General features: G+C 70.0%; 21 protein-coding genes. 4 read left to right on the top strand and 17 right to left on the bottom strand.

The genetic code is table 11. From position 1 onward, the window contains the following. Nucleotides 1-163 precede the first annotated feature (163 nt). The 3 genes from cobT (at nt 164) to KCI33_RS04780 (ending at nt 4,271) form a co-directional block, all read left to right on the top strand. Complete coding sequence (gene cobT / locus KCI33_RS04790; protein ID WP_212523647.1) at nt 164-2,041, top strand: cobaltochelatase subunit CobT; 1,878 nt, start codon at nt 164-166, stop codon at nt 2,039-2,041. Continuing rightward, the gene (locus KCI33_RS04785) at nt 2,041-3,843 is read left to right on the top strand and encodes an aminopeptidase P family protein (RefSeq protein WP_212523613.1); all 1,803 of its coding nucleotides are present in this window, start codon (nt 2,041-2,043) and stop codon (nt 3,841-3,843) included. Before cobT ends, KCI33_RS04785 begins: the two co-directional genes overlap by 1 nt. An 83-nt stretch (nt 3,844-3,926) precedes the next feature. Further along, nucleotides 3,927-4,271: a DUF427 domain-containing protein gene (locus tag KCI33_RS04780; RefSeq protein WP_212523612.1), complete on the top strand. Its 345-nt coding sequence runs from the start codon at nt 3,927-3,929 to the stop codon at nt 4,269-4,271. A 3-nt stretch (nt 4,272-4,274) separates the two neighbouring features. Here the strand turns inward: KCI33_RS04780 and KCI33_RS04775 are convergent, their stop codons facing one another. Beyond that, nucleotides 4,275-5,951, bottom strand: a complete 1,677-nt coding sequence (locus KCI33_RS04775; RefSeq protein WP_212523611.1) for a chloride channel protein — start codon at nt 5,949-5,951, stop codon at nt 4,275-4,277. 110 nt (nt 5,952-6,061) lie between these two features. Here KCI33_RS04775 and KCI33_RS04770 point away from each other — a divergent pair, with 110 nt between their 5' ends. Beyond that, entirely contained in the window at nt 6,062-7,435 is a 1,374-nt protein-coding gene (locus tag KCI33_RS04770; protein WP_212523610.1) for an FAD-linked oxidase C-terminal domain-containing protein, read from the top strand. 32 nt (nt 7,436-7,467) lie between these two features. Here the strand turns inward: KCI33_RS04770 and recN are convergent, their stop codons facing one another. The 16 genes from recN to KCI33_RS04690 all read right to left on the bottom strand — a co-directional run bounded on the left by recN (nt 7,468) and on the right by KCI33_RS04690 (nt 24,491). Next, nucleotides 7,468-9,117: a DNA repair protein RecN gene (gene recN, locus KCI33_RS04765; RefSeq protein WP_212523609.1), complete on the bottom strand. Its 1,650-nt coding sequence runs from the start codon at nt 9,115-9,117 to the stop codon at nt 7,468-7,470. Between the two features lie 17 nt (nt 9,118-9,134). Next, nucleotides 9,135-9,980: an outer membrane protein assembly factor BamD gene (locus tag KCI33_RS04760; RefSeq protein WP_212523608.1), complete on the bottom strand. Its 846-nt coding sequence runs from the start codon at nt 9,978-9,980 to the stop codon at nt 9,135-9,137. Nucleotides 9,981-10,093: 113 nt separating this feature from the next. Next, complete coding sequence (gene lpxC / locus KCI33_RS04755; protein WP_212523607.1) at nt 10,094-11,014, bottom strand: UDP-3-O-acyl-N-acetylglucosamine deacetylase; 921 nt, start codon at nt 11,012-11,014, stop codon at nt 10,094-10,096. A gap of 225 nt (nt 11,015-11,239) precedes the next feature. After that, nucleotides 11,240-12,838 carry a cell division protein FtsZ gene (ftsZ, locus tag KCI33_RS04750; RefSeq protein WP_212523606.1) on the bottom strand — a complete coding sequence of 533 codons (1,599 nt, stop codon included), beginning with the start codon at nt 12,836-12,838 and terminating at the stop codon, nt 11,240-11,242. Between the two features lie 174 nt (nt 12,839-13,012). After that, on the bottom strand, nt 13,013-14,347 hold the full coding sequence (gene ftsA / locus KCI33_RS04745; RefSeq protein ID WP_212523605.1) for a cell division protein FtsA: 1,335 nt from the start codon (nt 14,345-14,347) through the stop codon (nt 13,013-13,015). Further along, complete coding sequence (locus tag KCI33_RS04740) at nt 14,344-15,222, bottom strand: cell division protein FtsQ/DivIB (RefSeq protein ID WP_212523604.1); 879 nt, start codon at nt 15,220-15,222, stop codon at nt 14,344-14,346. Before KCI33_RS04740 ends, ftsA begins: the two co-directional genes overlap by 4 nt. After that, the gene (locus KCI33_RS04735; RefSeq protein ID WP_212523603.1) at nt 15,210-16,133 is read right to left on the bottom strand and encodes a D-alanine--D-alanine ligase; all 924 of its coding nucleotides are present in this window, start codon (nt 16,131-16,133) and stop codon (nt 15,210-15,212) included. Before KCI33_RS04735 ends, KCI33_RS04740 begins: the two co-directional genes overlap by 13 nt. A gap of 42 nt (nt 16,134-16,175) precedes the next feature. Continuing rightward, on the bottom strand, nt 16,176-17,102 hold the full coding sequence (gene murB, locus KCI33_RS04730) for a UDP-N-acetylmuramate dehydrogenase (RefSeq protein ID WP_249138908.1): 927 nt from the start codon (nt 17,100-17,102) through the stop codon (nt 16,176-16,178). Beyond that, the gene (locus tag KCI33_RS04725; RefSeq protein ID WP_212523602.1) at nt 17,099-17,383 is read right to left on the bottom strand and encodes a hypothetical protein; all 285 of its coding nucleotides are present in this window, start codon (nt 17,381-17,383) and stop codon (nt 17,099-17,101) included. The genes murB and KCI33_RS04725 overlap by 4 nt, the downstream gene beginning before the upstream one ends. A 22-nt stretch (nt 17,384-17,405) precedes the next feature. Then, nucleotides 17,406-17,660, bottom strand: a complete 255-nt coding sequence (locus tag KCI33_RS04720) for a DUF2484 family protein (protein WP_212523601.1) — start codon at nt 17,658-17,660, stop codon at nt 17,406-17,408. After that, nucleotides 17,657-18,853 carry an APC family permease gene (locus KCI33_RS04715; RefSeq protein WP_212523600.1) on the bottom strand — a complete coding sequence of 399 codons (1,197 nt, stop codon included), beginning with the start codon at nt 18,851-18,853 and terminating at the stop codon, nt 17,657-17,659. The genes KCI33_RS04720 and KCI33_RS04715 overlap by 4 nt, the downstream gene beginning before the upstream one ends. A 7-nt stretch (nt 18,854-18,860) precedes the next feature. Next, nucleotides 18,861-20,261, bottom strand: coding sequence for a UDP-N-acetylmuramate--L-alanine ligase (gene murC, locus KCI33_RS04710; RefSeq protein WP_212523599.1), 1,401 nt, complete (start codon nt 20,259-20,261; stop codon nt 18,861-18,863). A gap of 1 nt (nt 20,262) precedes the next feature. Beyond that, the gene (locus KCI33_RS04705; protein ID WP_212523598.1) at nt 20,263-21,357 is read right to left on the bottom strand and encodes a UDP-N-acetylglucosamine--N-acetylmuramyl-(pentapeptide) pyrophosphoryl-undecaprenol N-acetylglucosamine transferase; all 1,095 of its coding nucleotides are present in this window, start codon (nt 21,355-21,357) and stop codon (nt 20,263-20,265) included. After that, complete coding sequence (gene ftsW / locus KCI33_RS04700; protein ID WP_212523597.1) at nt 21,354-22,523, bottom strand: putative lipid II flippase FtsW; 1,170 nt, start codon at nt 22,521-22,523, stop codon at nt 21,354-21,356. The genes KCI33_RS04705 and ftsW overlap by 4 nt, the downstream gene beginning before the upstream one ends. A gap of 88 nt (nt 22,524-22,611) precedes the next feature. Continuing rightward, complete coding sequence (locus KCI33_RS04695) at nt 22,612-23,256, bottom strand: class I SAM-dependent methyltransferase (protein ID WP_212523596.1); 645 nt, start codon at nt 23,254-23,256, stop codon at nt 22,612-22,614. 62 nt (nt 23,257-23,318) lie between these two features. Then, the gene (locus KCI33_RS04690; protein ID WP_212523595.1) at nt 23,319-24,491 is read right to left on the bottom strand and encodes a type III PLP-dependent enzyme; all 1,173 of its coding nucleotides are present in this window, start codon (nt 24,489-24,491) and stop codon (nt 23,319-23,321) included. Between the last annotated feature and the right edge of the window lie 158 nt (nt 24,492-24,649).

Below are 24,649 nucleotides of genomic sequence, written 5' to 3'. Positions count from 1 at the left end.
GCCCCCCTTTCTTCTGGCGCCAAATATCCTCGGGGGTCTGGGGGCAGACAGCCCCCAGCCTCCCCCCACGCGATCGCCCCCAGGGGCCTTCCACCGCCCTATGGTCAAGCCTTCCGATAGGTCCTAGATTGGCGGCAGGGCGCCCGCAATGGACCGAGAACGCATGATCCAGAAATCCGACAACCCCGCAGATCCGTTCAAGAAGGCGCTGGCCGAGGCGACCAAGGTGCTGGCCGACGACCCGGATCTCGGCATCACCTATTCGATCGATCCGCCGGGCCTGTCCGGCGAGGCGATGCGCCTGCCCCAGGTCAGCCGCCGCATGACCCGCGACGAGGTGCTGCTGGCGCGCGGAACCGCCGACGCGCTGGCGCTGCGGCGCCGGTATCACAACGACGCCACCCATGCCCGCTACGCCCCCCAGGGGGAGATGGCGCGCGCCCTCTACGAGGCGATGGAGACCGCCCGCTGCGAGGCCGTGGGCGCCCGCGCCATGCCCGGCACCGCCTCCAACATCGACGTGATGATCCGCACCGAGGCCGAGCGCAAGGGCTACGCCCAGATCACGCAGGCCGCCGACGCGCCGCTGGCCACCGCCGCGGGCTACCTGATCCGCCACCTCGCCACCGGCCGCCCCCTGCCCGAGGGCGCGCAGAACGTTATGGAACTGTGGCGCGGCTTCATCGAGCAGCAGGCCGGCGGCACGCTGGACGCGCTCGACGAGACGCTCGCCGACCAGGCCGCCTTCGCCCGCTTCGCCCGCCAGGTGATCAAGGACCTGGGCTATGGCGACCAGCTCGGCGAGGACCCGGACCTCGAGGAAGAGAGCGAGGAGCAGTCCGAGGAGACCGAGGAGCAGCAGGAGCAGCCCGACACCACCGGCGAGGACCAGGACCAGAGCACCGAGGAGGCCGAGGCCCAGCCCGACCAGGACCAGGCCGAAAGCATGGAGGCCGCCGAGGCGCAGGTCTCGATGGACGACATGGCCGAGATGGAGATGTCCGAGGAGGCCGAGCTGCCCGAGGGCGAGGCCCCGCTGGAGCCCCCCGCGCCGCCGCCGCATTCCGCTGCCGATCCGAACTACAAGGTCTTCACCACCGACTTCGACGAGGAAATCCCCGCGGAGGACCTCGCCGAACCGGCCGAGCTGGAGCGCCTGCGCGCCTATCTCGACCAGCAGCTCGAACCGCTCAAGGGCGCGGTGTCGCGGCTGGCCAACAAGCTGCAGCGCCGGCTTCAGGCGCAGCAGAGCCGGAGCTGGGAATTCGACCTCGAGGAAGGCATCCTCGATGCCGGGCGGCTGGCGCGCGTGGTGGCCAACCCGACCACCCCGCTCAGCTTCAAGATGGAGAAGGACACCGAGTTCCGCGACACCGTGGTGACGCTGCTGCTGGACAACTCAGGCTCGATGCGCGGGCGGCCGATCTCGATCGCCGCGATCTGCGCCGACGTGCTGGCCCGCACGCTGGAGCGGTGCGACGTGAAGGTCGAGATCCTGGGCTTCACCACCCGCGCCTGGAAGGGCGGCCAGAACCGCGAGAAATGGCTGGCCGAGGGTCGCGCGCAGGCGCCGGGGCGGCTCAACGACCTGCGCCACATCGTCTACAAGAAGGCCGACGCGCCGATGCGGCGCACCCGCAACAACCTCGGCCTGATGATGAAAGAGGGGCTCTTGAAGGAGAACATCGACGGCGAGGCGCTGGAATGGGCGCATCGGCGGATGCTGTTCCGCCCCGAGGCGCGCAAGATCCTGATGGTGATCTCGGACGGCGCGCCGGTCGACGACTCGACGCTCAGCGTCAACCCCGCCAACTACCTGGAAAAACACCTGCGCGACGTGATCGCCATGGTCGAGCGCCGCAAGGCCGTCGAGCTGATCGCGATCGGCATCGGCCATGACGTGACCCGCTATTACGAGCACGCCGTCACCATCACCGATGTCGAGCAGCTCGCCGGCGCCATGACCGAGCAACTGGCCAGCCTCTTCGACCACGACCGCCGCGCCCGCGCCCGGTTCCTCGGCATCAAGAAGGCCGTGTGATGTTCCAGAGCTTCGACGCCTCCGCCCGCCCCGAGCAGGGTCCGCCGCGGCTGGCGCGGCTCAGGGCCGAGATGGTCAAGGCGGGGCTCGACGGCTTTCTCGTGCCGCGGTCCGATGCCCATCAGGGCGAATATGTCGCCCCGCGCGACGAGCGACTGGCCTGGCTGACGGGCTTCACCGGTTCGGCCGGCTTCGCCGGGGTGCTGGCCGATGTCGCGGGCGTGTTCGTGGACGGGCGCTACCGCGTGCAGGTGCGCCAGCAGCTGGCCGGGGCCTTCACCCCGGTCAACTGGCCCGAGACCCGGCTGGCCGACTGGCTCAAGGCGCATTTGCCCGACGGTGGCACCATCGGCTTCGACCCCTGGCTGCACAGTTTCGAGGAGATCGAGAAACTGCTGGCCGCGCTCAAGGACAGCGGCATTACCCTGTCGGAGACCGACAACCTGATCGACCGGATCTGGCCCGACCAGCCCGGCCCGCCGATGGGCGCGATCACCCCCTACCCCGAGGATCTGGCCGGCGAGACCCACGCCGAAAAACGCGCCCGCATCGCGGCGACGCTGCGCGAGGCGGGGCAGAAGGCCGCCGTGCTCACCCTGCCCGATTCCATCGCCTGGCTGCTGAACGTGCGCGGCTGCGACGTCGCCCGCAACCCGGTGCCGCATGCCTTCGCCATCCTGCACGACGACGCGCGGCTGACCCTGTTCGCGGACCCCGCGAAATGCGACGCCGCGCTGCGCGCCCATCTCGGCGAGGAAATCACCCTGCGCCCGCCCGAGGCCTTCGGGCCCGGCCTGCGCAGCCTGACCGGGCCGGTGCGGCTGGACAAGGCCAGCGCGCCGCTCTGGGTCTCGGCGCAGTTGGCCGAGAACAGTGTGTCGCTGGACTGGGGCGCAGACCCCTGCCTCCTGCCCAAGGCCTGCAAGACCGCGGCCGAGATCGCCGGCAGCGCCGAGGCGCATCTGCGCGACGGCGCGGCGGTCTGCGAGTTCCTGGCCTGGCTCGACGTCACGGCCGGGCAGGCCCCGCTGACCGAAATCGACGTGGTGACCGAGCTGGAAACCATGCGCCGCGACACCAACAGGCTACGCGACATCAGCTTCGACACCATCGCCGGCGCCGGCCCCAACGGCGCCATCGTGCATTACCGGGTGACCACCGAGACCAACCGCGAGGTGAAACCAGGCGAACTGCTGCTCATCGACAGCGGCGGGCAATATCTCGACGGCACCACCGACATCACCCGCACCATCGCCGTGGGCGATGTAGGCGAAGAGGAGAAGCGCTGCTTCACCCGCGTCCTGAAGGGCATGATCGCGATCTCGCGGGCGCGCTTTCCCAAGGGGCTGGCGGGGCGCGACCTCGACGCGCTGGCGCGCTACGCGCTGTGGCAGGCCGGGCAGGATTACGACCACGGAACCGGCCACGGCGTGGGCTGTTATCTCAGCGTGCACGAGGGGCCGCAGCGGCTGTCGCGGATCAGCGATGTCGCCCTTGAGCCGGGCATGATCCTCAGCAACGAGCCGGGATATTACCGCGAGGGCGCCTTCGGAATCCGCATCGAGAACCTGATCGTGGTCCAGCCCGCGCCGCCGCTCGCGGGTGGCGACGAACGCGAGATGCTGAATTTCCGCACCCTCACCTTCGTGCCCATCGACCGCCGCCTGATCGTGGCGGAGATGCTCAGCCCGGAGGAACGCGAGTGGCTCAACGCCTATCACGCCGAGGTCGCCGAAAAGATCGGCCCGCGCCTGTCCGGGGTCGCGCGCGACTGGCTGAGCCGGGCCACCGCGCCCCTGTGACACCCGGCCCCCTAGCCAGCCCTTCACGAACCTGTCATGAACGGCACGCATAGACATGTGAAGATTGGAAAGCGGGGAAACGCATGGTTGAACATATCAAGATCCACAAGGCCGAGGGCACCTGGGTGGTGCGCGCCGGGGGCGCCGTTCTGGGCGAGAGCCGGAACGCGCTGGAACTTGTGGAAGGCGATAGGGCACCCGTGATCTATTTCCCCCGCGCGGACATCGCGATGGCCTTTCTCGACAGCTCGGACAGCCGCTCCACCTGCCCGCACAAGGGCGAGGCCAGCTATTTCTCGATCGAGACCAAGAGCGAAACCCTGAAGGACGCCGCCTGGTCCTACGAGGACCCGACCGAGGCCGCGGCCAGGATCAAGGATCACATCGCCTTCTACACCGGCCCCAAGGTGGCCGTCGAACGCATCTAGCGGTCACGAATGCTCTTCGGCCGCCGTGTCGCAGAGCGCGCGGTTGTAGGCCTTCAGCGCATCCACATGGAACAGCGCGCCCATCAGTTCGGGCGCGCCCTCGCCGGCGGCGGGGCGGACCACGGGGATGAAACTGTGGCCCCATTCCTCGAAGATCGGCATCGCCTCCTCCAGGGTGGCCTCGGGGCGCAGCGAGATGCCCTGCTCCATCAGGTCGCGGCAGGCCTCCTCCGAGGCCGCGCGCGGCCCCTCGACCCCGCGCATCAGCACCCCGGCTGAATAGATCCCCAGCAGATAGGCCTGCGGACCCGCCGCCACATGTTTGCCACGCAGCTCAAGCTGGGTGAGGAAAAACGAGCGGTAGACCAGCCGGGTCGAGACCGCTGTGGACATCGACACCGCCACCATCACGGCAAGCCCGGTCTGCCAGTCCCCGGTCAGTTCGAACACGATCAGCGTGGTCGAGATCGGCGCGCCCAGAACGGCGGCGGCCACCGCCCCCATGCCGGCCAGCGCATAGAGCGTCTCCGACCCCGAGACATTGGGAAAGATCGAGGTCGCGACGATGCCGAAGGCCAGCCCCGACAGCGCCCCCACCATCAGCGAGGGCGAGAACACCCCGCCCCCCATGCGCCCGGCGAATGTGATCGCGACCGCGACCGTCTTGAGGATGGCGAAGATCACCAACTCGCGGAACGCCAGTTCGCCGGTCAGCGCCGCCGAAGTGGTCTCGTAGCCAACTCCGATGATATGCGGGAACCAGATCGCCAGCGCCCCGAGCATCGCCCCCGACACGCCCGGGCGCAGCCAGCCGGGAATGGCCAGGCGGCTCTGCACCGCCGATCCGAGGTTGTCGGCCCAGAAGATCGACTTCATCAGCACGACCGCCACCAGTCCCGACATCAGCCCCAGCAGCAGGAACGCCGGCAGTTCGACATAGAACACCAGGCTGCCCTCGGCCGGCAGGTGGAACTCGGTCACATTGCCGAATTCCAGCCGGCTGATCACGGTGCCCGCCACCGAGGCGATCACGATAGGCGCGAAGGCATGCACCGCGAAATGGCGCAGCACCACCTCCAGCGCGAACAGCGCGCCCGCGATCGGCGCGTTGAACGAGGCCGAGACGGCGGCGGCCACCGCGCAGCCCAGCAGGTCGCGCCCGGTGATGCCGTCGGCCTTGATCCGGTCCGACACCCAGCTGGAGATCACCCCGGCCATGTGCACCACCGGCCCCTCGCGGCCCGACGAGCCGCCCGAGGACAACGTGATCAGCGACGCCAGCGCCGAGGCGACACCGGCCCGGCCCTCGACCCGGCCCTGGTGCAGCGCCGCCCCCTCGATCACGTCGGCGACCGAGCGCACCCGCCCGTCAGGGGTGAAGCGGTTCAGGATCACCCCCACCGCCAGCCCGCCCACCACCGGGATCAGCAGGATCCAGTACCACGGCAGGGTCTGGGCGAAGCTGTGCAGCAGCCGCGGGTCCTCGATCCCGTAAAGGGCGCTCTGCAGCGCGTTGATTCCCATTCGGAAAAACAGCGCGGCGAAGCCCGCCCCGATGCCGATCAGCAGCGCGATCAGCCAGAACTGGAACTGCGACGGCCCGCGTTGGCGCAACACGCCCCAGGCGTTGCGCGCCGCCAGGAAGAGCGCGTCGATCCATTCGCTCAAGAGCCCATTCATCGGCCGTCCCACGCGGGCGTCGCTTTCCTTGCGGCCGCATGCCGCCGGGGGCTTTCCCCGGCCGCCCGACTGGCCTAGGGTGCCCGGCGTCCCACCCCCAGGAGGAAGCGATGTCCACCCAAGAGGCCCTGTCCGCCCTGTCCCAACTTCTAGGCGATCGGCTGAGCCGCTCCAAGTCCGATCTGGCCGCCCACGGCGCCAGCGAGACCCATTTCCCCCCGGCCCCGCCCGAGGCCGTGGCCTATCCCGAAACCACCGACGAGGTCTCGCAGATCGTGCAAATCTGCGCCCGGCACGGCGTGCCGGTGACCGGCTGGGGTGCCGGCACCTCGCTTGAGGGGCACGCGCTGGCCACGCGCGGCGGCGTGACGGTGGATTTCGGGCGGATGAACAAGGTGCTGCGGGTCAACCCCGAGGACATGGACGTGACCGTTCAGCCCGGCTGCACCCGCGAGGCGCTGAACCAGGAGCTGCGCGCGACGGGGCTGTTCTTCCCGGTGGATCCGGGCGCCAACGCCTCGCTTGGCGGCATGGCCGCGACGCGCGCCTCAGGCACCACCGCGGTGCGCTACGGCACGATGCGCGACAACGTGCTGGCGCTGGAGGTGGTGCTGGCCGACGGCCGCGTGATCCGCACCGGCACAAGGGCGCGCAAATCCAGCGCGGGCTACGACCTGACGGGGCTGTTCGTGGGCTCCGAGGGCACGCTGGGCCTGATCACCGAGCTGACGCTGCGCCTGCAGGGCCAGCCCGAGGCGATCTCGTCCGCGCTCTGCGCCTTCGACGAGATCGGCCCGGCGGTCGACTGCGTGATCGCCACCATCCAGATGGGCATCCCGATGGCGCGGATCGAGTTCCTCGACGCCGCCTCGGTCGCCGCGGTGAACGCCGCGTCGAACACCGGGCTGCCGGTGATGCCGCATCTGATGGTCGAATTCCACGGCTCCGAGGCCGGCGTGGCCGAGCAGGCCGAGAGCTTCGGCGCATTGGTCGAAGACTTCGGCGGCCACGATTTCCGCTGGTCCTCCAAGACTGAGGAGCGCAACGCCCTGTGGGAGGCGCGCCACCGCGCCTACTGGTCGATCCTGGCCTCGAAACCGGGCGCCACGGCGGTCGTCACCGACATGTGCGTGCCGATCTCGCGCCTCGCCCAGGCGGTCGAGGAGACCCGCGCCGACATCGCGCAATCCTCCATCCCCGGCCCGATCCTGGGCCATGTGGGCGACGGCAATTTCCACGCCATCCTTTTGGTCGAGCAGGGCAACCGGGCCGAGATGGAGGAGGCGCTGGCGCTGTCGGGCCGGATGGTGGAACGCGCGCTGACCCTCGGCGGCACGGTGACCGGCGAACACGGCGTGGGCATGGGCAAGCTGGGCTACATGGAATCCGAACACGGGCAAGGCTGGGAGGTGATGGGCGAGATCAAGCGCGCGCTCGACCCCGCGAACATCCTGAACCCCGGCAAGGTCGTGCGCGGGAACTGAGCGTTACCCCGACTTTTGTCGAAAATGCGGGGTCAGCCCGCCAGCAGGGCCCGCGCCGCGGCGCGGGCCTCGTCGGTGATGGTGTCGCCCGACAGCATCCGCGCGATCTCGTCCACCCGCGCGTCGCCCGCCACCGCCAGAACGGTGGACAGCGTCATGTCGTCCTCGACCCGCTTTTCCACCCGCCAGTGATGCCCGCCGAGCGCGGCCACCTGCGGCGAATGGGTCACCACCAGCACCTGCGCGCCCTGCGCCAGCTGCGCCAGCCTGCGGCCCACCGCGTCCGCCGTGGCCCCGCCCACGCCGCGGTCGATCTCGTCGAAGATCATGGTCACGCCGCTGGTGCCCTTGGTCAGGCAGACCTTCAGCGCCAGCAGGAAGCGGCTGAGCTCGCCGCCCGAGGCGATCCTGTTCAGCGCCCCCGCCGGCGCGCCGGGGTTGGTGGCCACGGTAAAGGCCACCGCGTCGCGCCCCTCCGGCCCCGGCTCGGCCGCCGAAAGCTGCGTCTCGAACAGCGCGCGCTCCATCTTCAGCGGGGCGAGTTCCGCCGCCATCGCCGCATCCAGCGCCGACGCCGCCTGCGTGCGCCGCGCGGTCAGATCGGCCGCCGCCGCGTCATAGGCGGCCTCGGCCTGCCGCACCGCCTGTTCCAGCGCCGCGATGGCGCTTTCGCCCGCGTCGAGCCGCGTCAGTCGCGCGCGCAGATCCTCGGCGAAGGTGCCCAGATCGTCGGGCAGCACGCCGTGCTTGCGCGCCAGCCCGCGAATGGCGAAAAGGCGCTCCTCCGTCTCTTCCAGCTCGGCCGGGTTGAAGGCCAGCGCGTCCAGGAAGCGCTCCACGCCCTGCTGCGCCTCGCCGAGTTCCGTCAGCGCGCGCTCCAGCGCCGCCAGCGGCGCGTCGAGCTGCCCCTCGGCGCTGTCGGCCGCCCCCTCCAGCCAGCGCAGCGCGTCGCCCATCCGCCCCTCGGCGCCCTCGTGGCCGATCGCGGACAGCGCGCGAGCGACATCCTCGCGGATGCGGTCGGCGGCCTGCATCATGCGCCGGCGGGTGTCGAGCTCGGCCTCCTCGCCCGGCTGCGGGTCCAGCTTGTCGAGCTCCCCCACCGCGTGGCGCAGGAAATCCTCCTCGGCGCGCACCGCGTCCAGCGCGGCCTGCGCCCCCGCCAGCTCCTTGCGGGCCGCGGCCAGGTCGCGCCAGGCGGCGCGGCAGGTCGCGATCCGGGGACCCAGCCCCGCGAATTCGTCGAGCAGCAGGCGGTGGCCGCGCGGGTTCAGCAGGCCCCTGTCGTCTTGCTGGCCATGCAGTTCGACCAACGTGTCCGACAGCGCGCGCAGCACCTCGCCCGAGGCGCGTCGGTCGTTGATCCAAGCGGTCTTGCGCCCCTCGCGGGTGTTCACCCGGCGCAGGATCAGTTCCTCGCCGCGGGGCAGTCCGGCCTCGGCCAGGACCGCGTGGGCGGCGTGATCCTCGGGCAGCTCGAACACGGCGACCACCTCGCCCTGCTCGGCGCCGGCGCGCACCAGCTCGGCCCGGCCGCGCCAGCCCAGCACGAAACCCAGCGAATCCAGCAGGATCGACTTGCCCGCCCCGGTCTCGCCGGTCAGCACGTTCAGCCCCGGCTGGAACTCCAGCTCGAGCCGGTCGATGATCAGCATGTCCCGGATGTCGAGACTGCGCAGCATGGCTCAGCTCCCCCGGATCAGAGCCATTCGCCGCGGATCATCTGGCGATGGATGGTGCGCAGCCACGAGGTGCCCTTGGCCTCGGGCGCCAGGCCCTTGCCCGTCAGCAGGTTGTAGCCGTCCTCATACCACTCGGTGGCGCGGAAGTTGTGGCCGAGGATCGCGCCCGCGGTCTGCGCCTCGTCGTCGAGACCCAGCGACAGATAGGCCTCGATCAGGCGGAACAGCGCCTCGGCGGTGTGGGTGGTGGTCTGGAAATCCTCGACCACCACGCGGAAACGGTTGATCGCGGCGGTGAAATGGCCGCGCTTGAGGTAGTAGCGGCCGATCTCCATCTCCTTTGCGGCGAGATGGTCGAAGGCGAGGTCGAATTTCAGCACCGCCGATTTCGCGTATTCGCTGTCGGGGTAGCGCTCGATCACCGTGCGCAGCGCCTGCAAGGCCTGGAAGGTCAGCCCCTGGTCGCGGCCCACCAGATCGATCTGGTCGTAGTAGCTGAGCGCCAGCAGGTATTGCGCATAGGCGGCGTCCTCGTCGGCCGGGTAGAAATCGATGAAGCGCTGCGCGGTGGCGCGGCTCTGCTCGTAATTGCGATCCTTGTGATAGGCATAGGCCTGCATGATCAGCGCGCGCCGTGCCCATTCCGAATAGGGATAGAGCCGCTCGACCTCGCCGAAGAGCCGCGCGGCCTCCTCGGCCTTGCGCGAATTTTCCAGCTCGTATTCGGCCATGACATAGATCTGCTCGGCGGAAAAATCTTCCATCGGCTTGGGGCGGTTGCTGCCGATCGGGCCGCAGGCCGACAGAATCACCAGCGCCGAAACCGCTCCTGCCAAACCCGCGCGCGCGCTGAAAATCGCCATGACCTGCTAACCCCGAATTCTGTTGCCGCGCCGGGCGGGCCCACGCGGTGGTCGTTGTCTGTTAGCACAGAAAAATCCGCTGCAAAACGCCTTTGGGCGGAATTCGCGCGCCCTCAGGCGACGGCGCGCAGATCGGCCTGGCGCAGCCCCGCGCCGGGCAGCCGGCAGGCCATCTGGCCATCGCAGGTGACCATTCGGAAGGCGCCCGGACGGGCGAAAAGCGTCCGCAGCAGGCGGTTGGTCAGCGCATGGCCCGCGCGGTGCCCCTCGTAGCGGCCGAGGATCGGGCTGCCGGCCAGCGCCAGGTCGCCCAGCGCGTCCAGCATCTTGTGGCGCACCGCCTCGTCTTCGTGGCGCAGCCCGCCGGGGCTGAGCACCTTGTCGTCCTCGACCACCACGGCGTTTTCCAGCGTGCCGCCAAGCGCCAGCCCGTTGGCGCGCATGGCGTCGACATCGGCCTGGCGGCAGAAGGTGCGGCTGTCGCACAGCTCGCGCACGAAGGCACCGTTGGCCATGTTCAGGGATTTTTCCTGCCGGCCGATCGCGGCGTCGGCGAAGTGGATGTGGAAATCGATCTCCAGCGTGTCGGCGGGGCTGAGCCGGGCGCGCGCGGCGCCGTCGCTGACCTCGACCGTTTCGAGAATGCGGATCGCCCGCACCGGCGCCTCGAGTTCCTGCAGCCCGCGCGCCATGAAAGCGGCGACGAAGGGCGCAGCCGAGCCGTCGAGGATCGGCACCTCGGGTCCGTCGATGTCGATCAGGGCGTTGTGGATGCCGCAGCCGGCAAGCGCGGCCATCACATGCTCCACCGTCGAGACCTCGACGCCCTGAGCGTTGACCAGCTTGGTGCAGAGCCGCGAGGGCATAACCGCGTCCCAGCGCGCCGGGATCAGATTGTCGACGCCGACGACGTCGGTGCGGCGGAACCAGACCCCGTATTCGGCCGACGCGGGCCGCACCACCATGCGCACCGGGCGCCCGGAATGGAGACCAACATCGGTGAAGCTTGCCGGGGTCTTGATCGTGGTCTGCAAATCGCACCTGTTCACTTACGCCGGGCGTTTCGCGGTCCCGGCGAGACTGACCTAATTGCCGGGGGCCGGAGGCTCAACTCAATCTTTGCAACGTGCTGAAACATAGGGAGGAGGCCGTCGGCAGATTCTTGCCACCCCGCCGGGGCACCCCCCTAACCTCCTGAATTCTCAAAGAAGAAGGGCCGGCAAAACCGACCCTTCCCGCCCCCACGTCAGGGAATATTGTCAGTTGGCCTGGCGGCGCAGGAAGGCCGGGATCTCGATGCGCTCCTGCTCGGGATCGAGCTCGTTCTCGTCCTCGTAGCCATGCATCGGCGGCTGCTGGCGCGCGGTCTGGACGCCGCGCTCGGGAGCCGCGTCGTGGCCGTGCCCGGCCATGCGGTTGATCAGCGAGCCGATGCCGAAGCGCGCCTTCTCGGCGGCGGCCGGCGCGGCCGGGCGGGTCGGCGCGACGGGACGCGCGGTTGCGGCCTGACCGCTGCGGGGGGCCTTCGACACCGCCGCCTGCAGACGCGCCAGCGCCTCGGGCGAGGGCGTGCCCGGCGCGCGCGGCCGGGGCGCCACGAAGCCGGCCTCGGGCTCGGGCTCGGGCTCCGGCTCGAAATGGCGGGCGGCGGGCGCCTCCGCCTGCGGCTGGTAGGCCGGCGGCGGCAGGTCGTCCGTGACCTGGCGGCCGTAGATGTCGTCGGCCCGCTCTGCCGCGACCGGCTGGTCGATGCCCGCGAACAGCGAGGGCTCGGGCTGCGGCTCTTCCATCACCGGGGCCTCGACCGGGGCCGGCGCGGGCTCGGCCTCGGCGGCGGGCTGCAGCGGCTCGGCCAGGCGGCGGCGCGCGACCGGCGTCTCCTTGTGCACGTTCGAGGCGTCGATGCCGGTGGCGACGACCGACACGCGCATGGTGCCCTCCATCGCGGTGTCGAGCGTCGAACCGACGATGATGTTGGCCTCCGGGTCCACCTCCTCGCGGATGCGGTTGGCGGCCTCGTCCAGTTCGAACAGGGTCAGGTCGTAGGAGCCGGTGATGTTGATCAGCACGCCCTTGGCGCCGCGCAGGCTGATCTCGTCCAGGAGCGGGTTGGCGATGGCCTTTTCGGCGGCCTGGATCGCGCGATCCTCGCCGGTGGCCTCGCCGGTGCCCATCATCGCCTTGCCCATCTCGTCCATCACCGCGCGCACGTCGGCGAAGTCGAGGTTGATCAGGCCGGGCCGCACCATCAGGTCGGTCACGCCCTTCACACCCTGGTAAAGCACGTCATCCGCCATCGAGAACGCCTCGGTGAAGGTGGTCTTTTCATTGGCGAGGCGGAACAGGTTCTGGTTGGGGATGATGATCAGCGTGTCCACGACCTTCTGCAGGGCCTCGACGCCCTCCTCGGCCTGGCGCATCCGCTTGGCGCCCTCGAACTGGAAGGGCTTGGTCACCACGCCCACGGTCAGCACGCCCAGTTCGCGCGCGGCCTGGGCGATGATCGGGGCCGCCCCGGTGCCGGTGCCGCCGCCCATGCCGGCGGTGATGAAGCACATGTGCGAGCCGGCCAGGTGATCGACGATGGTCTCAATCGTCTCCTCGGCGGCGGCCGCGCCCACGCTGGGCCGCGCGCCGGCGCCCAGACCCTCGGTCACCTTGAGGCCCATCTGGATCTTGGCCGGCGCGTTCGACTGCTGCAGCGCCTGGGCGTCGGTGTTCGCCGCGACGAACTCGACCCCCTCCAGCTGCTTCTCGATCATGTTGTTGACCGCATTGCCCCCGGCGCCGCCCACGCCGAACACGGTAATACGGGGCTTGAGCTCGTCCTGCTCGGGCATTGTCAGGTTCAATGTCATTGATCTGTCCGCCTGTTCTTTTTTACCGATCACGTTGCCGCCGGGCGGCCTATTTTCGCTCAATCCTAACCGTTACGGCAGAGTCGGTCACGAAAAAAACGCGAATTTGGCACAAAATATGGGGAAACGGCACGCTGTTCCAGCGGTATTTCGCCGATCCCCCCTTATCTAGCGTCACCAGTTGTCGCGGAACCAACGCACCGCCCGTTTGAGCGAGCGCGCCGGGTAGCGCTCCACCGGAATGTCGAAATCCCACCACTCGTCCTGCGGATGCGCGGCGAACAGGCACAGCCCCACGGCCGAGGCGAAGGCCGGACCGGTCGCGGCCTGCGGCAGGCCCTGCACGCGCAGCGGCCGGCCCAGGCGCACCTGCTGGCCCAGGATGCGGCTGGCCAGCCCGTCGAGGCCGGGGATCTGGCTGCCGCCGCCGGTCAGCACGATCTGCTGGCTGGGCAGGTGTTCGAACCCCGCCGCGTCCAGCCGCGCGCGCACGTCCTCGAGGATCTCCTCGACGCGGGGGCGCATGATGCCGATCAGTTCGGCCCGGCTGAAGCTGCGCCGGTCATGCTCGTAGTCGCCGGTGTCCCCGCCGACCTCGATCATCTCGCGGTCGTCCATGCCGGTGGCCACCACGCCGCCGTGGAAGGTCTTGATCCGCTCAGCCACCGCCAGCGGCACCTGCAGGCCCTTGGAGATGTCCTGCGTGACGTGATCGCCGCCCAGCCGCACGGAGTCGGCATAGATCATGTGCTTCTTGATGAAGATCGACAGCCCCGTGGTGCCGCCGCCCAGATCGACGCAGGCCGCGCCCAGCTCCTGCTCGTCCTCGACCAGGCTGGAGATGCCCGAGACATAGGCCGAACTCGCCACCCCCGCCAACTCAAGGTCGCAGCGCTTGATGCAATAAAGCAGGTTGCGCAGCGCGCTGGCCTCGGCGCTGAGCAGGTGCATGTCCACCGACAGGCGGTTGCCGATCTGGCCGCGCGGGTCGTTCAGCCCCGAGCGGTGATCGAGCGCAAAATTCACCGGCTGGGCATGCAGCACCTCGCGCCCCTCGCCGATGTCCGGCATCTCGCAGGAGGCCAGCGCGCGGGCGATGTCCTGCTCGCTGACCATGCTGTCCTCCAGCACGACCGAGCCGTCCAGCCCGTAGGAGCGCGGCGCGGCGCCGCTCAGGCAGGCGATCACATGATCGACCCGCACATTGGCCATCTTCTGCGCCGCCTGCACCGCGGTGCGGATCGCGCGCTCGGTCTCGTTCATCGCGTCGATTTCGCCGAAGCGCACCCCGCGCGAGCGCGTGGTCGCCGCCCCGATCACCCGGAACGAGCTTTGGCCGGCCAGCGAGCCGACGCCGTCGGCGCCGCGGAAACGGTCGGTCCCGTCGAAACGCAGCACCAGGCAGGCGATCTTGGATGTCCCGACGTCGAGAATTGCGATCACGCCCCGGTCCATCGCCTGTTTGCGCATCCGGCGCATGGCACATTGCGACTGATAGAGATCGGTCATCCGTTGGTTGCTCCTGCCTCGATGAGTTGCAGCCGCCGGTATTCCTCGACGGCACGGGGCGCCAGCCGCAGGGTCGGGCGGGCGCTGTTACGCATGTCCACGGCGAGCAGATCGCGCGTCAGCATGTCCTCGGCGCCGTCCAGCGCGATCACGCGCTCCAGCGCCGGCACGGGGTCGTCCTCGGGCAGAAGGATGCGCTGGCCGCGGTCCAGCACCACGTCCCAGCGCCGCTCGCCCATGCGTTCCAGCCCGCGGATGCGGTGCGCAATGGGGCGTGCGGCGGCGACCAGCTCCAGCGCCTGCGCGACATGGAGGTCGGCCCCCTGCCCCGCGATCACCGGCAGATCGGGCCGCGCGGCGCGGCCCGTCAGCGGGCCCACCCGGTGGCCCTCGCCGTCCAGCAGCTCCAGCCCCGAGGGGCCGCGCCAGATGATCGCCGGCGTGCGCTCGGTGATCTCGACGCTGAGAATGCCGCCGGGGCGGATCCGCAGCTGCGCCGATTTCACCGCGTCCAGCCCGGTGATGGTCTGGCGCATCTCCTCCAGATCCAGATCGAAGCTGGAGATCGGGAAATCCACCGGCACGATCTCGCGGATATCGCCGTCCAGCTCGGCCGAGGCGCCCTCGACCGCCATCAGCCGGACCATGAATTCCGGCCGCTCCTGGATCGAGCGGCGCAGTTCGAGGACCGTGGCGCGCAGGTCGTCCCGCCGGCCCTGGTCCGACATCCAGACGCCCACCGCGAAGACCAGGCAGAAGGCGGGCAGGCCGGTGCGCAGCAGCACCCGGAACAGCGGCGTCAGCCACAGCCGGTGCAGCCGGTAGGACCAGCGGCTGGGTGCCGGGTCGCGGCGCGGCGCGCTCACCTGTCGCATGAGGCGTCCTCCACCATCCAGGCGCAGAGCGCGGGAAAGGATATCCCGCAATGCGCCGCCTGTTCGGGGGTCAGCGAGGTCGGCGTCATGCCCGGCTGGGTGTTGGTCTCCAGCAGCACCAGCCCATCGAGCCCCCGCGCCTCGTCCCAACGGAAATCGGTGCGGCTGACACCCCGGCAGCCCAGCGCTCGATGCGCGCGCAGCGCGTAGTCGAGGCAGGCCGCGGTGATCGCCTCAGGCAGCTCGGCCGGCAGCACATGGCGCGATCCGCCGGGCCGGTATTTCGCGTCGTAGTCGTACCAGCCCTCGGTGATGATGTCGGTGACGCACAGCGCGCGCTCGCCCATCACCGTGACCGTCAGCTCGCGCCCCGGCGCGAAGGCCTCGACCATCACCAGATCGGGCATCTCGGAGGCCAGCTGCGGCGGGGCCTCGGCGGCCTCGTGCACGATATAGACCCCGACGGAGGAACCCTCGTTATAGGGTTTCACCACATAGGGCGGCGCCATCACATGCCGCGCGCGCACCTCGCTGGCGCGCGCCAGCACGCTGGGCGCGACCGGCAGGCCGGCGTCGCGGTAGACGGTCTTGGTGCGTTCCTTGTCCATGGCCAGCGCCGAGGCCAGCACGCCGGAATGGGTATAGGGGATTCGCATCCATTCCAGCAGCCCCTGCACGCAGCCATCCTCGCCCCAGCGGCCGTGGAGCGCGTTGAACACGACATCGGGTCGGATTTCGGACAGGCGCAGCGCGAGGTCCGGCCCGGCATCCACCGCGACCACCTCGTAATTCGCCTGCCCCAGCGCGGCGGCGCATTCACGCCCCGTGGACAGCGACACCTCGCGCTCAGCCGAGGGCCCGCCCATCAGTACCGCCACCTTGGGGGTTGCCCTGCTCGACATACCCGCCACTTGTGCCTCTTTCAGAGCCTTATGCGTGGCTCTTGCATCTTGTTATTCCGGGGCCGGTTCGCCGACCCGCATGATTTCCCATACTAGCTCTATTCCGCTGTTCTGGAAAACCCTTTTTCTGACCTCCTCGCCCAAATCTTCGAGGTCGCGGGCGGTGGCCGCGCCGGTGTTGATCAAGAAATTGGAATGTTTTTCCGACATTTGCGCGCCGCCGATGGAAAAGCCCCTCAGCCCCGCGTCGTCGATCACCTTCCACGCCTTCAGGTCATGCACGTCATCCGCCCGCCCGGTGGAGCTGAACCCGGCCGGGTTGCAGAAGGTCGAGCCGGCGCTGCGGTCCCGGGTGGGCTGGGTGGCGTCGCGCTTGGCCAGTTGCTCGGCCATGCGCGCCTCCAGTTCCGCCGGGTCGCCCCTGCTCCCCTCGAATGTGGCCTCGACCAGCACCCAGCCCTCGGGCAGGTCGGTCTGGCGGTAGCGGAAATTCAGGTCATCCGCCGTCAGCGTCACCAATTCGCCCGTCCGCGTCACCGCCCTGGCCTCGACGAAGACATCCGCGACATAGGTACCATAGCAGCCCGCGTTCATCCGCACGGCGCCGCCGATCGCGCCGGGGATGGTCCGCAGAAAGGTCAGGTCGCCCCCCCCCGCCGCCGCCCGCCGCGCCACATGCGCGTCCAGCGCCGCCGCGCCCGCAGTCACCCGCGTGCCCTCGACCGCGATCCCGTTGAAGCCGCGCCCCAGCCGGATCACCACCGCGCGGATGCCGCCGTCGCGCACGATCAGGTTCGAGCCCACCCCCATCGGGAACACCGCCACCGACGGGTCCAGCGCGGCGAGGAAATCGCGCAGGTCGTCCAGATCGGCGGGCTGGAACAGCCAGTCCGCCGGCCCGCCCACGCGCAGCCAGGTCAGGTCGTTCAGCGGGCGGTTCGGGGTCAGGGTGCCGCGCACCTCGGGCATCTGGCTCATTTGTCGGCTCCCGCCTTGCGTCCCAGGACATAGAGCGCCGCCGACAGCACCGCCGTCGCCACCGCCGGAGCGATCACGGCGGGCGGGCTGACCGGGCCAAAGCCGGTGCGCGCCAGATCCGCCGTCAGGCTGGCCCAGGTCACCCCAACGGCGGCGGCGTAGATCGCGAAGAGGATCGCGAAACCGCGCCCCTCGCCCTTCAGCCCCGCCATCAGCGCCTGATAGACCACCACCGGCGCGATGCCCCAGGTGGCGTAAACCAGAATGATCGTGATGCCCATCTGCGGCCCCCTTCGCTTGCGCTCAGGGACGTTTAACGCGCAATTTCCCCGCGCACCAGCGGCCCAGGCGGATCACCGGCCAGCGCAGCAGCGACACGCCGCCCGCCAGCACCAGCAACCCCCAGAACGGGCCGTTCTGATAGGTGACGAACCCCAGCAACGGAATGCCCAGCGCGATCAGCCCATAGGCGGCGGGCCAGTGGGCGCGCGGCGGCAGCGCCGCGATCACGCAGGCCAGAACCGCCCAGACGCAGGCCAGGACCAGCGACAGGGTCATGCCCCACCTCCCCCCGCCAGCGTGGCGGCGGCAAAGGCGGCGACGCAGCCGGCCAGCCCCAGCCAGGGCACATAGGCCGGCACGCGGAACGGCGCCTCGGGCGCCTGGCGCTTGAGCCCGATCAGGGCCGCGTTGACGATCGCGAAGACGATCAGCAGCGCCAGCGAAGTGACCTCGGCCAGCGCCGCCACCGGCATCGCCAGGGCCGCGCCGATCACCACCGCCCCGATCACCACCGTCGCCAAGACCGGCGTGCCGAAGCGCGGATGGGCATGGCGGAACAGCCGCAGCCCCGGCGAGCGCTTGCCGAGACCGTAGAGCACCCGCGCCGCCATCACGATCTGCGCCAGCACCCCGTTCAGCGCCGCCGCCACCGCGATCAGCGACAGGAAGGCGGCGCTGCGCCCGGTCGCGGTCTCCCAGACCAGCGCCAGCGGCCGCTCGCTCACGCCCAGCAGGTCGCGGTCCACGGTTCGGACGGCGGCCAGCGAGACGGTCATGTAGAGAACCGCGGTGATCGCCAGCGCGATCAGAATCGCGCGCGGCATGGTGCGCTCGGGGCGGCGCGTCTCCTCGGCCATGTTCACAAGGTCGTCGAAGCCGATGAAGGCGAAGAAGGCGAACAGAGTCGCCGCGGCGACGCCGCTCCATTGCGGGGCGGCGGGGGCGGTCCATTCCGCCACCGGCGCGGCCGTCAGCCCGACCCAGCTGACCAGCAGCAGGCCGATCACCTCGGCCACGGTCATCAGGGCGGCGAAGACCAGGCTTTCCAGCGCGCCGATCAGCGCGATCAGGGTCAGGCCCAGGCCCAGCCCGATCACCGCCACCTCGAAGCCGACCGGCAACACCGATGTCAGGTAGCCCACGCCGCCGCGCAGAACGGCGGCCGAGGCCACCGTGCCCGCCACCACGTTGATCCAGCCGACGAGGACCGCCAGCCCGTGCCGGTGCAGCCCGAATTCGACATAGGAGCTGTCGCCCGCCGCCTCGGGGATGCGCGCCGACAGTTCGGCGAAGCTCAGCGCCGTAGGCACCGAGACCAGACCCGCCAGCAGAAACGACAGCGGCGCCCAGATCCCGGCGGCCCCGGCCGCCGCGCCCACCAGCACATAGATGCCGGCGCCCACCATGATGCCCACGCCGTAAGCGATCAGCAGCCCAAGTCCCAGTTGCCGCTTGAGCGCCTCCGCCATCGCCACCCTAGCCTTTCAGCCGCCCGGGCAGCCGGTTCGCCCAGGCCGAGATCGTGCCGGCGCCGAGGCAGACCACCATGTCGCCCGGCCGGGTCTCCGCGCGGACCAGCTGTTCCAGCTCGTCCTCGGAGCGGATGGCGCGGGCGTCGCGGTGGCCGTGGCGGATCAGCCCGGCCACCAGGTCGTCGCGGGTCGCGCCCTCGATCGGGTCCTCGCCCGCGGCATAGACCTCGGCGATGCCCACCACGTCGGCGTCGTTGAAGCACGAGCAGAAATCGTCGAACAGCGCATGCAGCCGCGAATAGCGGTGCGGCTGGTGCACCGCGATCACCCGGCCCGAACAGGCCTGGCGCGCGGCCTTCAGCACCGCCGCGATCTCGACCGGATGGTGGCCGTAATCGTCGATGATGGTGACGCCGTTCACCTCGCCGACCTTGGTGAAGCGGCGGTTCACGCCGCCGAAACCGGCCAGCGCCTCGCGGATCTCGCCGCCCTTCATGCCCAGATGCCGCGCCACCGCCACCGCGGCCAGCGCGTTCGACACGTTGTGATCGCCCGGCATCGGCAGGGTGCAGCCCTCGATCACCTTGCCTTCGGATTGCAGCGCGATGTCGAAATGCGCGACACCCGCCTCGTAGCGCAGGTTCACCGCGCGGACGTCCGCCTGCGCGTTGAAACCGAAGGTCACCACGCGGCGGTCGGTGATCCGGCCCACCAGCGCCTGCACCTCGGGGTGGTCGGTGCAGCACACCGCCAGCCCGTAGAACGGGATGTTGGACACGAAATCGAGGAAGCCGCGGCGCAGGTTGTCGAAGCTGCCCCAGTGTTCCATGTGCTCGGGGTCGATATTGGTGACGATGGCGATGGTCGCGGGCAGGCGGTTGAAGGTGCCGTCGCTCTCGTCGGCCTCGACCACCATCCACTCGCCCGCGCCCATCCGCGCGTTCGAGCCGTAGGCGTGGATGATGCCGCCATTGATGACGGTCGCATCAAAACCGCCCTTGTCCAGCAGGGTGGCCACCAGCGTCGTGGTGGTGGTCTTGCCATGGGTGCCCGCCACCGCGACGTTCGATTTCAGGCGCATCAGCTCGGCCAGCATCTCGGCCCGGCGCACGACCGGCAGGCCGCGCGCGCGCGCCGCGTCCAGCTCGGGGTTGCCCGGCTTGATGGCCGAGGAGATCACCACGACCTCCGCCCCCTCGAGGTTCTCGGCGCGCTGGCCCTCGTAGATCGTGGCGCCGAGTTCCTTCAGTCGGTCGGTGATCCTGGTCGCCCTCAGGTCCGACCCCTGCACCGTGTAGCCGAGGTTCAGCAGCACCTCGGCGATGCCCGACATGCCGATGCCGCCGATGCCGACGAAATGGATCGGGCCCACATCGGTGGGAAGCTTGGTGGCGGCTGCGTTCATCTCATCCTTCCTTGCGTGCCAGCGTCTCGACCATCTCCACCAGCCGCTCGGTGGCGTCGGGGCGGCCATGCGCGAGCGCGCCATGCGCCATCTGCACCGCCGCCTCCGGGTTGGAGAGGATCGCGGCGATGTGCTCTGCCAGCGTCGCGGCGTCAAGCATGGATTCCGGGATCAGGATCGCGCCGCCGGCCTCGACCAGCCCGCGGGCGTTTGCGGTCTGGTGGTCGGCGGCGGCATGGGGATAGGGGATCAGGATCGCCGGACGCCCGATCGCCGTCAGATCGGCCAGCGACGAGGCCCCGGCGCGCGAGATCACCAGCTGCGCCTCGGCCATGCGCGCGGGCACGTCGGAAAAGAAGCTCTGCACCTCGGCGCGTATGCCGTGCCCGTCATAGAAGGCGGCGACCCGGTCGTGGTCCTCGTCGCGGGCCTGGTGGCTGACGCGCAGGTGGCGGCGCAGATCCTCGGGCAGCGCCGCGATGGCCGCCGGCACATTGTCCGACAGTGCCCGCGCACCCTGGCTGCCGCCGATCACCAGCACCGACATCGGATAGTCGCCCGGCGGCACATAGGGCGCGCCGGCGCGCGCCAGCACCGCGGCGCGCACCGGATTGCCGGTGTGCACGCCCTCCACGCCCTGCGGCAGGTCGGTGGGCCAGGTGCCGCAGGCGATGGCGTCCACATGGCCCGCGAAAAGCCGGTTCACCCGGCCCAGCACGCCGTTCTGTTCGTGGATCATGCACGGCAGGCGCAGCAGCCGCGCCGCCGCCAGCGCCGGGATCGACGGGTAACCGCCGAAGCCCACCACCACGGCGGGCCGGTCGCGCCGCATCTTCAGCGCCGCCGAGACCACCCCGGCCGCCAGCTTGAACGGCACCAGCGCCTTGGCCGCGAGCCCGCCCCGGGCAAAGGTGGCGGCCTGGACCTGCTCGATCTCCACCGCCTGCGGAAAGCCGCCGGTGTAGCGCGCGCCGCGCGCATCGGTCGACAGTCTCACCCGCCAGCCGCGCCCAAGCATCGCCTCGGCCAGCGCCTGCGCGGGAAACATGTGCCCGCCCGTGCCGCCGGCCGCGATCACCAGAAGCGGCGCGCTCATCGCCCCGTCCTGCGCATCAGGATATCGCCGATCTCACCCTGCGGGCGGGTCCGGGTCATCGCCAGCAGCATGCCCGCCACGATACCGCCCGCGATCAGCGAGGAGCCGCCGTAGGAGACGAAGGGCAGCGTCATGCCCTTGGCCGGCAGGAGCCGCACCGCCACCCCCATGTTGATCAGCGCCTGCACCCCGAACATGCAGGCCAACCCGGTGCCGGCAAGCCGGATGAACGGATCGCGCTCGCGCATCAGCCGGAACAGCGAGCGCACCGCGACGACGGCGTAAAGCGCGATGATGGCCAGCACCAGAACCAGCCCGTATTCCTCGGCCGCGACGGCGATGATGAAATCGGTATGGGCGTCGGGCAGCGACCATTTCACCTGCCCCTCGCCGACGCCGACGCCGAAGAAACCACCCTCGGAAATCGCGTTGGTGGCATAGCCGAGCTGGGTGCGCGGATCGAGGTCGGGCGAGAGGAACCCGTCGATGCGGCGCGCGAAATGCTCGGAATTGTGATAGGCGAATGTCCCGCCCATCACCACCATCCCCGCCATGCCGACCAGCAGCAGGATCGGCGCGCCGGCCACGAAATACATCACGCCCCAGGCGAACAGGATCAGCGCCGCCTGCCCGAAATCGGGCTGCATGGCCAGGAACCCCACGATCACGATGGCGACCCCGAAGGAGAACGTCCTGCCCGGCGGGCCGTTGATCTCCTGACTCGCAGCCATCAGCCAGGCCGCGAGGATGACGAAACCGGGCTTCAGGAATTCCGAGGGCTGCACCGAGGCGAAGCCCAGCGAATACCAGCGCACCGCGCCCTTGCCGAAATCGGTGCCCAGCGCTGGCAGCAGCGCCAGCGCCACGAAGGCGCCGAAAAAGCCCACAACCCCCAGCCGCCGCACCAGGTTGGGCGACATCATCGAGGTCAGCAGCATCACGCACAGGGCCAGCCCGCCGAAGATCGCCTGCCGCTCGACATAGTGGAAAGGCTGGAACCCGTTCTTCGAGGCCAACGGCGGCGACGCGGCCAGCCCCAGCAACAGCCCGATCCCGAACAGGATCAGGATGCAGGACATGGTCAGCTTGTCGACCGTTCGCCACCAGCGGGGAAGAATCGGTTCACCCGCCCGGATGGGCACGGTGCCATACACCATTTCGGTCATCGGATACCGCCTCGATCTGCCTCTGTTCGCGCCCGTTTTCCGGGTCTGCGCCTCAGTCTACCCCGGATGAGGCCGCGTTTCCAGCGCTTTAGGCGGGTCCGGCGCGGCGAAACAGGCTGAACTGAAAGCTCTGCCGCCGCCCGGACGGGGTTTCGTGGACATGGGCCTCGGCACCGATGCGCGCAAAGGCGCCGGGGGCCAGCGCCTCCAGCGTCGCGGTCAGGGTCTCGGGGGAATAGCGCTGCACCGGCAGGCCCGAGCATGCCTCGGGCCCGTCCGGCGCGAAGGTGGCGATGATGGCCACGCCCCCGGGGCTGAGCGCGCGCAGCAGCGTGGCGACATAGGCCGCGCGATCGGCCTGCTCGGTCAGGAAATGGAACACCGCCCGGTCGTGCCACAGGTCGTATTCGCGCGGTGGCGCCCAGCGGGTGACATCGGCGCGGATCCAGCGCGCCGCATCGGCCCGCGCGCCCAGCCGCGCCCGCGCCGCCGCCAGCGCCACCTGCGACAGGTCCAGCACCGTCACGTCGGCCTGGCCCGCCTCCAGCAGTGCATCGGCCAGCCGCGCGGCGCCACCGCCCACGTCCAGCACCGCCGCCCCCGGCCCCGCGTGCCGCGCGATCAGCCCGAGCGACGGCTCGGGACGCGCCTGGAACCAGGTCAGCGCCTCCTCGGCGCGGCCCTCGTAGGCCGCGTCCCAATGCGCGGCGGCCTGTTGCGTGATATCGGGCATCGCGGTCCTCCCCCCGGGCCGGTCAGCCTAGCCACGGGGAGAGGACGGGGCAAGGCCCGGTCTCAGATCACCACCACGTCGAGCGGCGGGAAGCCGTTGAAGCCCACCGAGGAGTAGCTCGACGTATAGGCCCCGCAGGCGCGGATGATCACACGGTCGCCGGCGCGCAGGCCCACCGGCAGCTGCACCGGGCGCTTCTCATACAGCACATCGGCGCTGTCGCAGGAGGGACCGGCCAGGATGCAGGCGCCCGTCGGCTCGTGCCCGCGGTCGGTCACGAACTGGTAGCGGATCGCCTCGTCCATGGTCTCGGCCAGGCCCGAGAACTTGCCGATGTCGAGATAGACCCAGCGATGGGTGTCATCCTCGGATTTCTTCGACACCAGAAGCACTTCGGCGGCGATCATGCCCGCCTCGGCGACCAGCCCGCGGCCGGGCTCGGCCATCACGCGCGCCACATCGCCAAACCGCTCGGCGACCAGTTCCATCACCCGCGCGGCATAGCTGGTGGGGTGATCCACCGCCTCGCCGTAGAAGGCCGGGAAACCGCCGCCGATGTTCAGCAGCGTCAGGCCGAAGCCCGCCTCCTGCGCCGCGCGCCAGATCGCCGCCACCTGGTCCAGCGTCGCCGTCCACATCTCGGCGCGCCGGGTCTGGCTGCCGACATGGAAGGAGAAGCCGACCGGGCGCAGCCCCAGCTCGCGCGCCAGCGCCAGCAGCGACAGCGCCTTGTCGCGGGCGCAGCCGAACTTGCGGGTCAGCGGCCAGTCGGCCTGCGAGGCCTCGACGATCAGGCGGATGTAGACCTCGGCGCCGGGCGCATGCTCGGCGATCTTTTCCAGCTCCTCCTCGGCATCGGCCGCGAACAGCGTGATCCCGGCGTGATGCGCGAAGGCGATGTCGCTGGCGCGCTTCACCGTGTTGCCGAAGGAGATATGCTCGGGCGCCGCGCCCAGGCCGAGGCACAGCTCGATCTCGCCGCGCGAGGCGGCGTCGAAATGTGCGCCCTCAGCGATCAGCGTCTCGATGATCTCGCGCGCCGGGTTGGCCTTGACGGCATAGTGGATCGCCGCCCGCCCCAGCCCGGCCTTCAGCGCGCGGTACTGACCGGCCACCGCCTCGCGGTCCAGAACCAGCGTCGGGCGGTCGAAGACGGTGCTGCGGATGAAGGTTTCGATGCGGGATGCAGGCGCAATGGCAGCGCGGCCGACGAAGTCGGTGATCGTAGCGTTCATGGTCATCTCCAATAGACCCGGCCATATATGGCCGCTCACTTCCAAGGGAGACGTTACCGTCGCTACATAAACGCGGGGCTCGTTGAGGGCCCGGCCAGAGGCGCGTGCGTTGGCGTCTGTGCGCGGGCAGATAGGGCCAAGGCCGAGTCGGTGCAAGA

The organism is Actibacterium sp. MT2.3-13A (genome assembly GCF_018139985.1).
GTDB lineage: Bacteria > Pseudomonadota > Alphaproteobacteria > Rhodobacterales > Rhodobacteraceae > JAGSOU01.
This window is presented reverse-complemented; position numbering and strand designations above follow the sequence as displayed.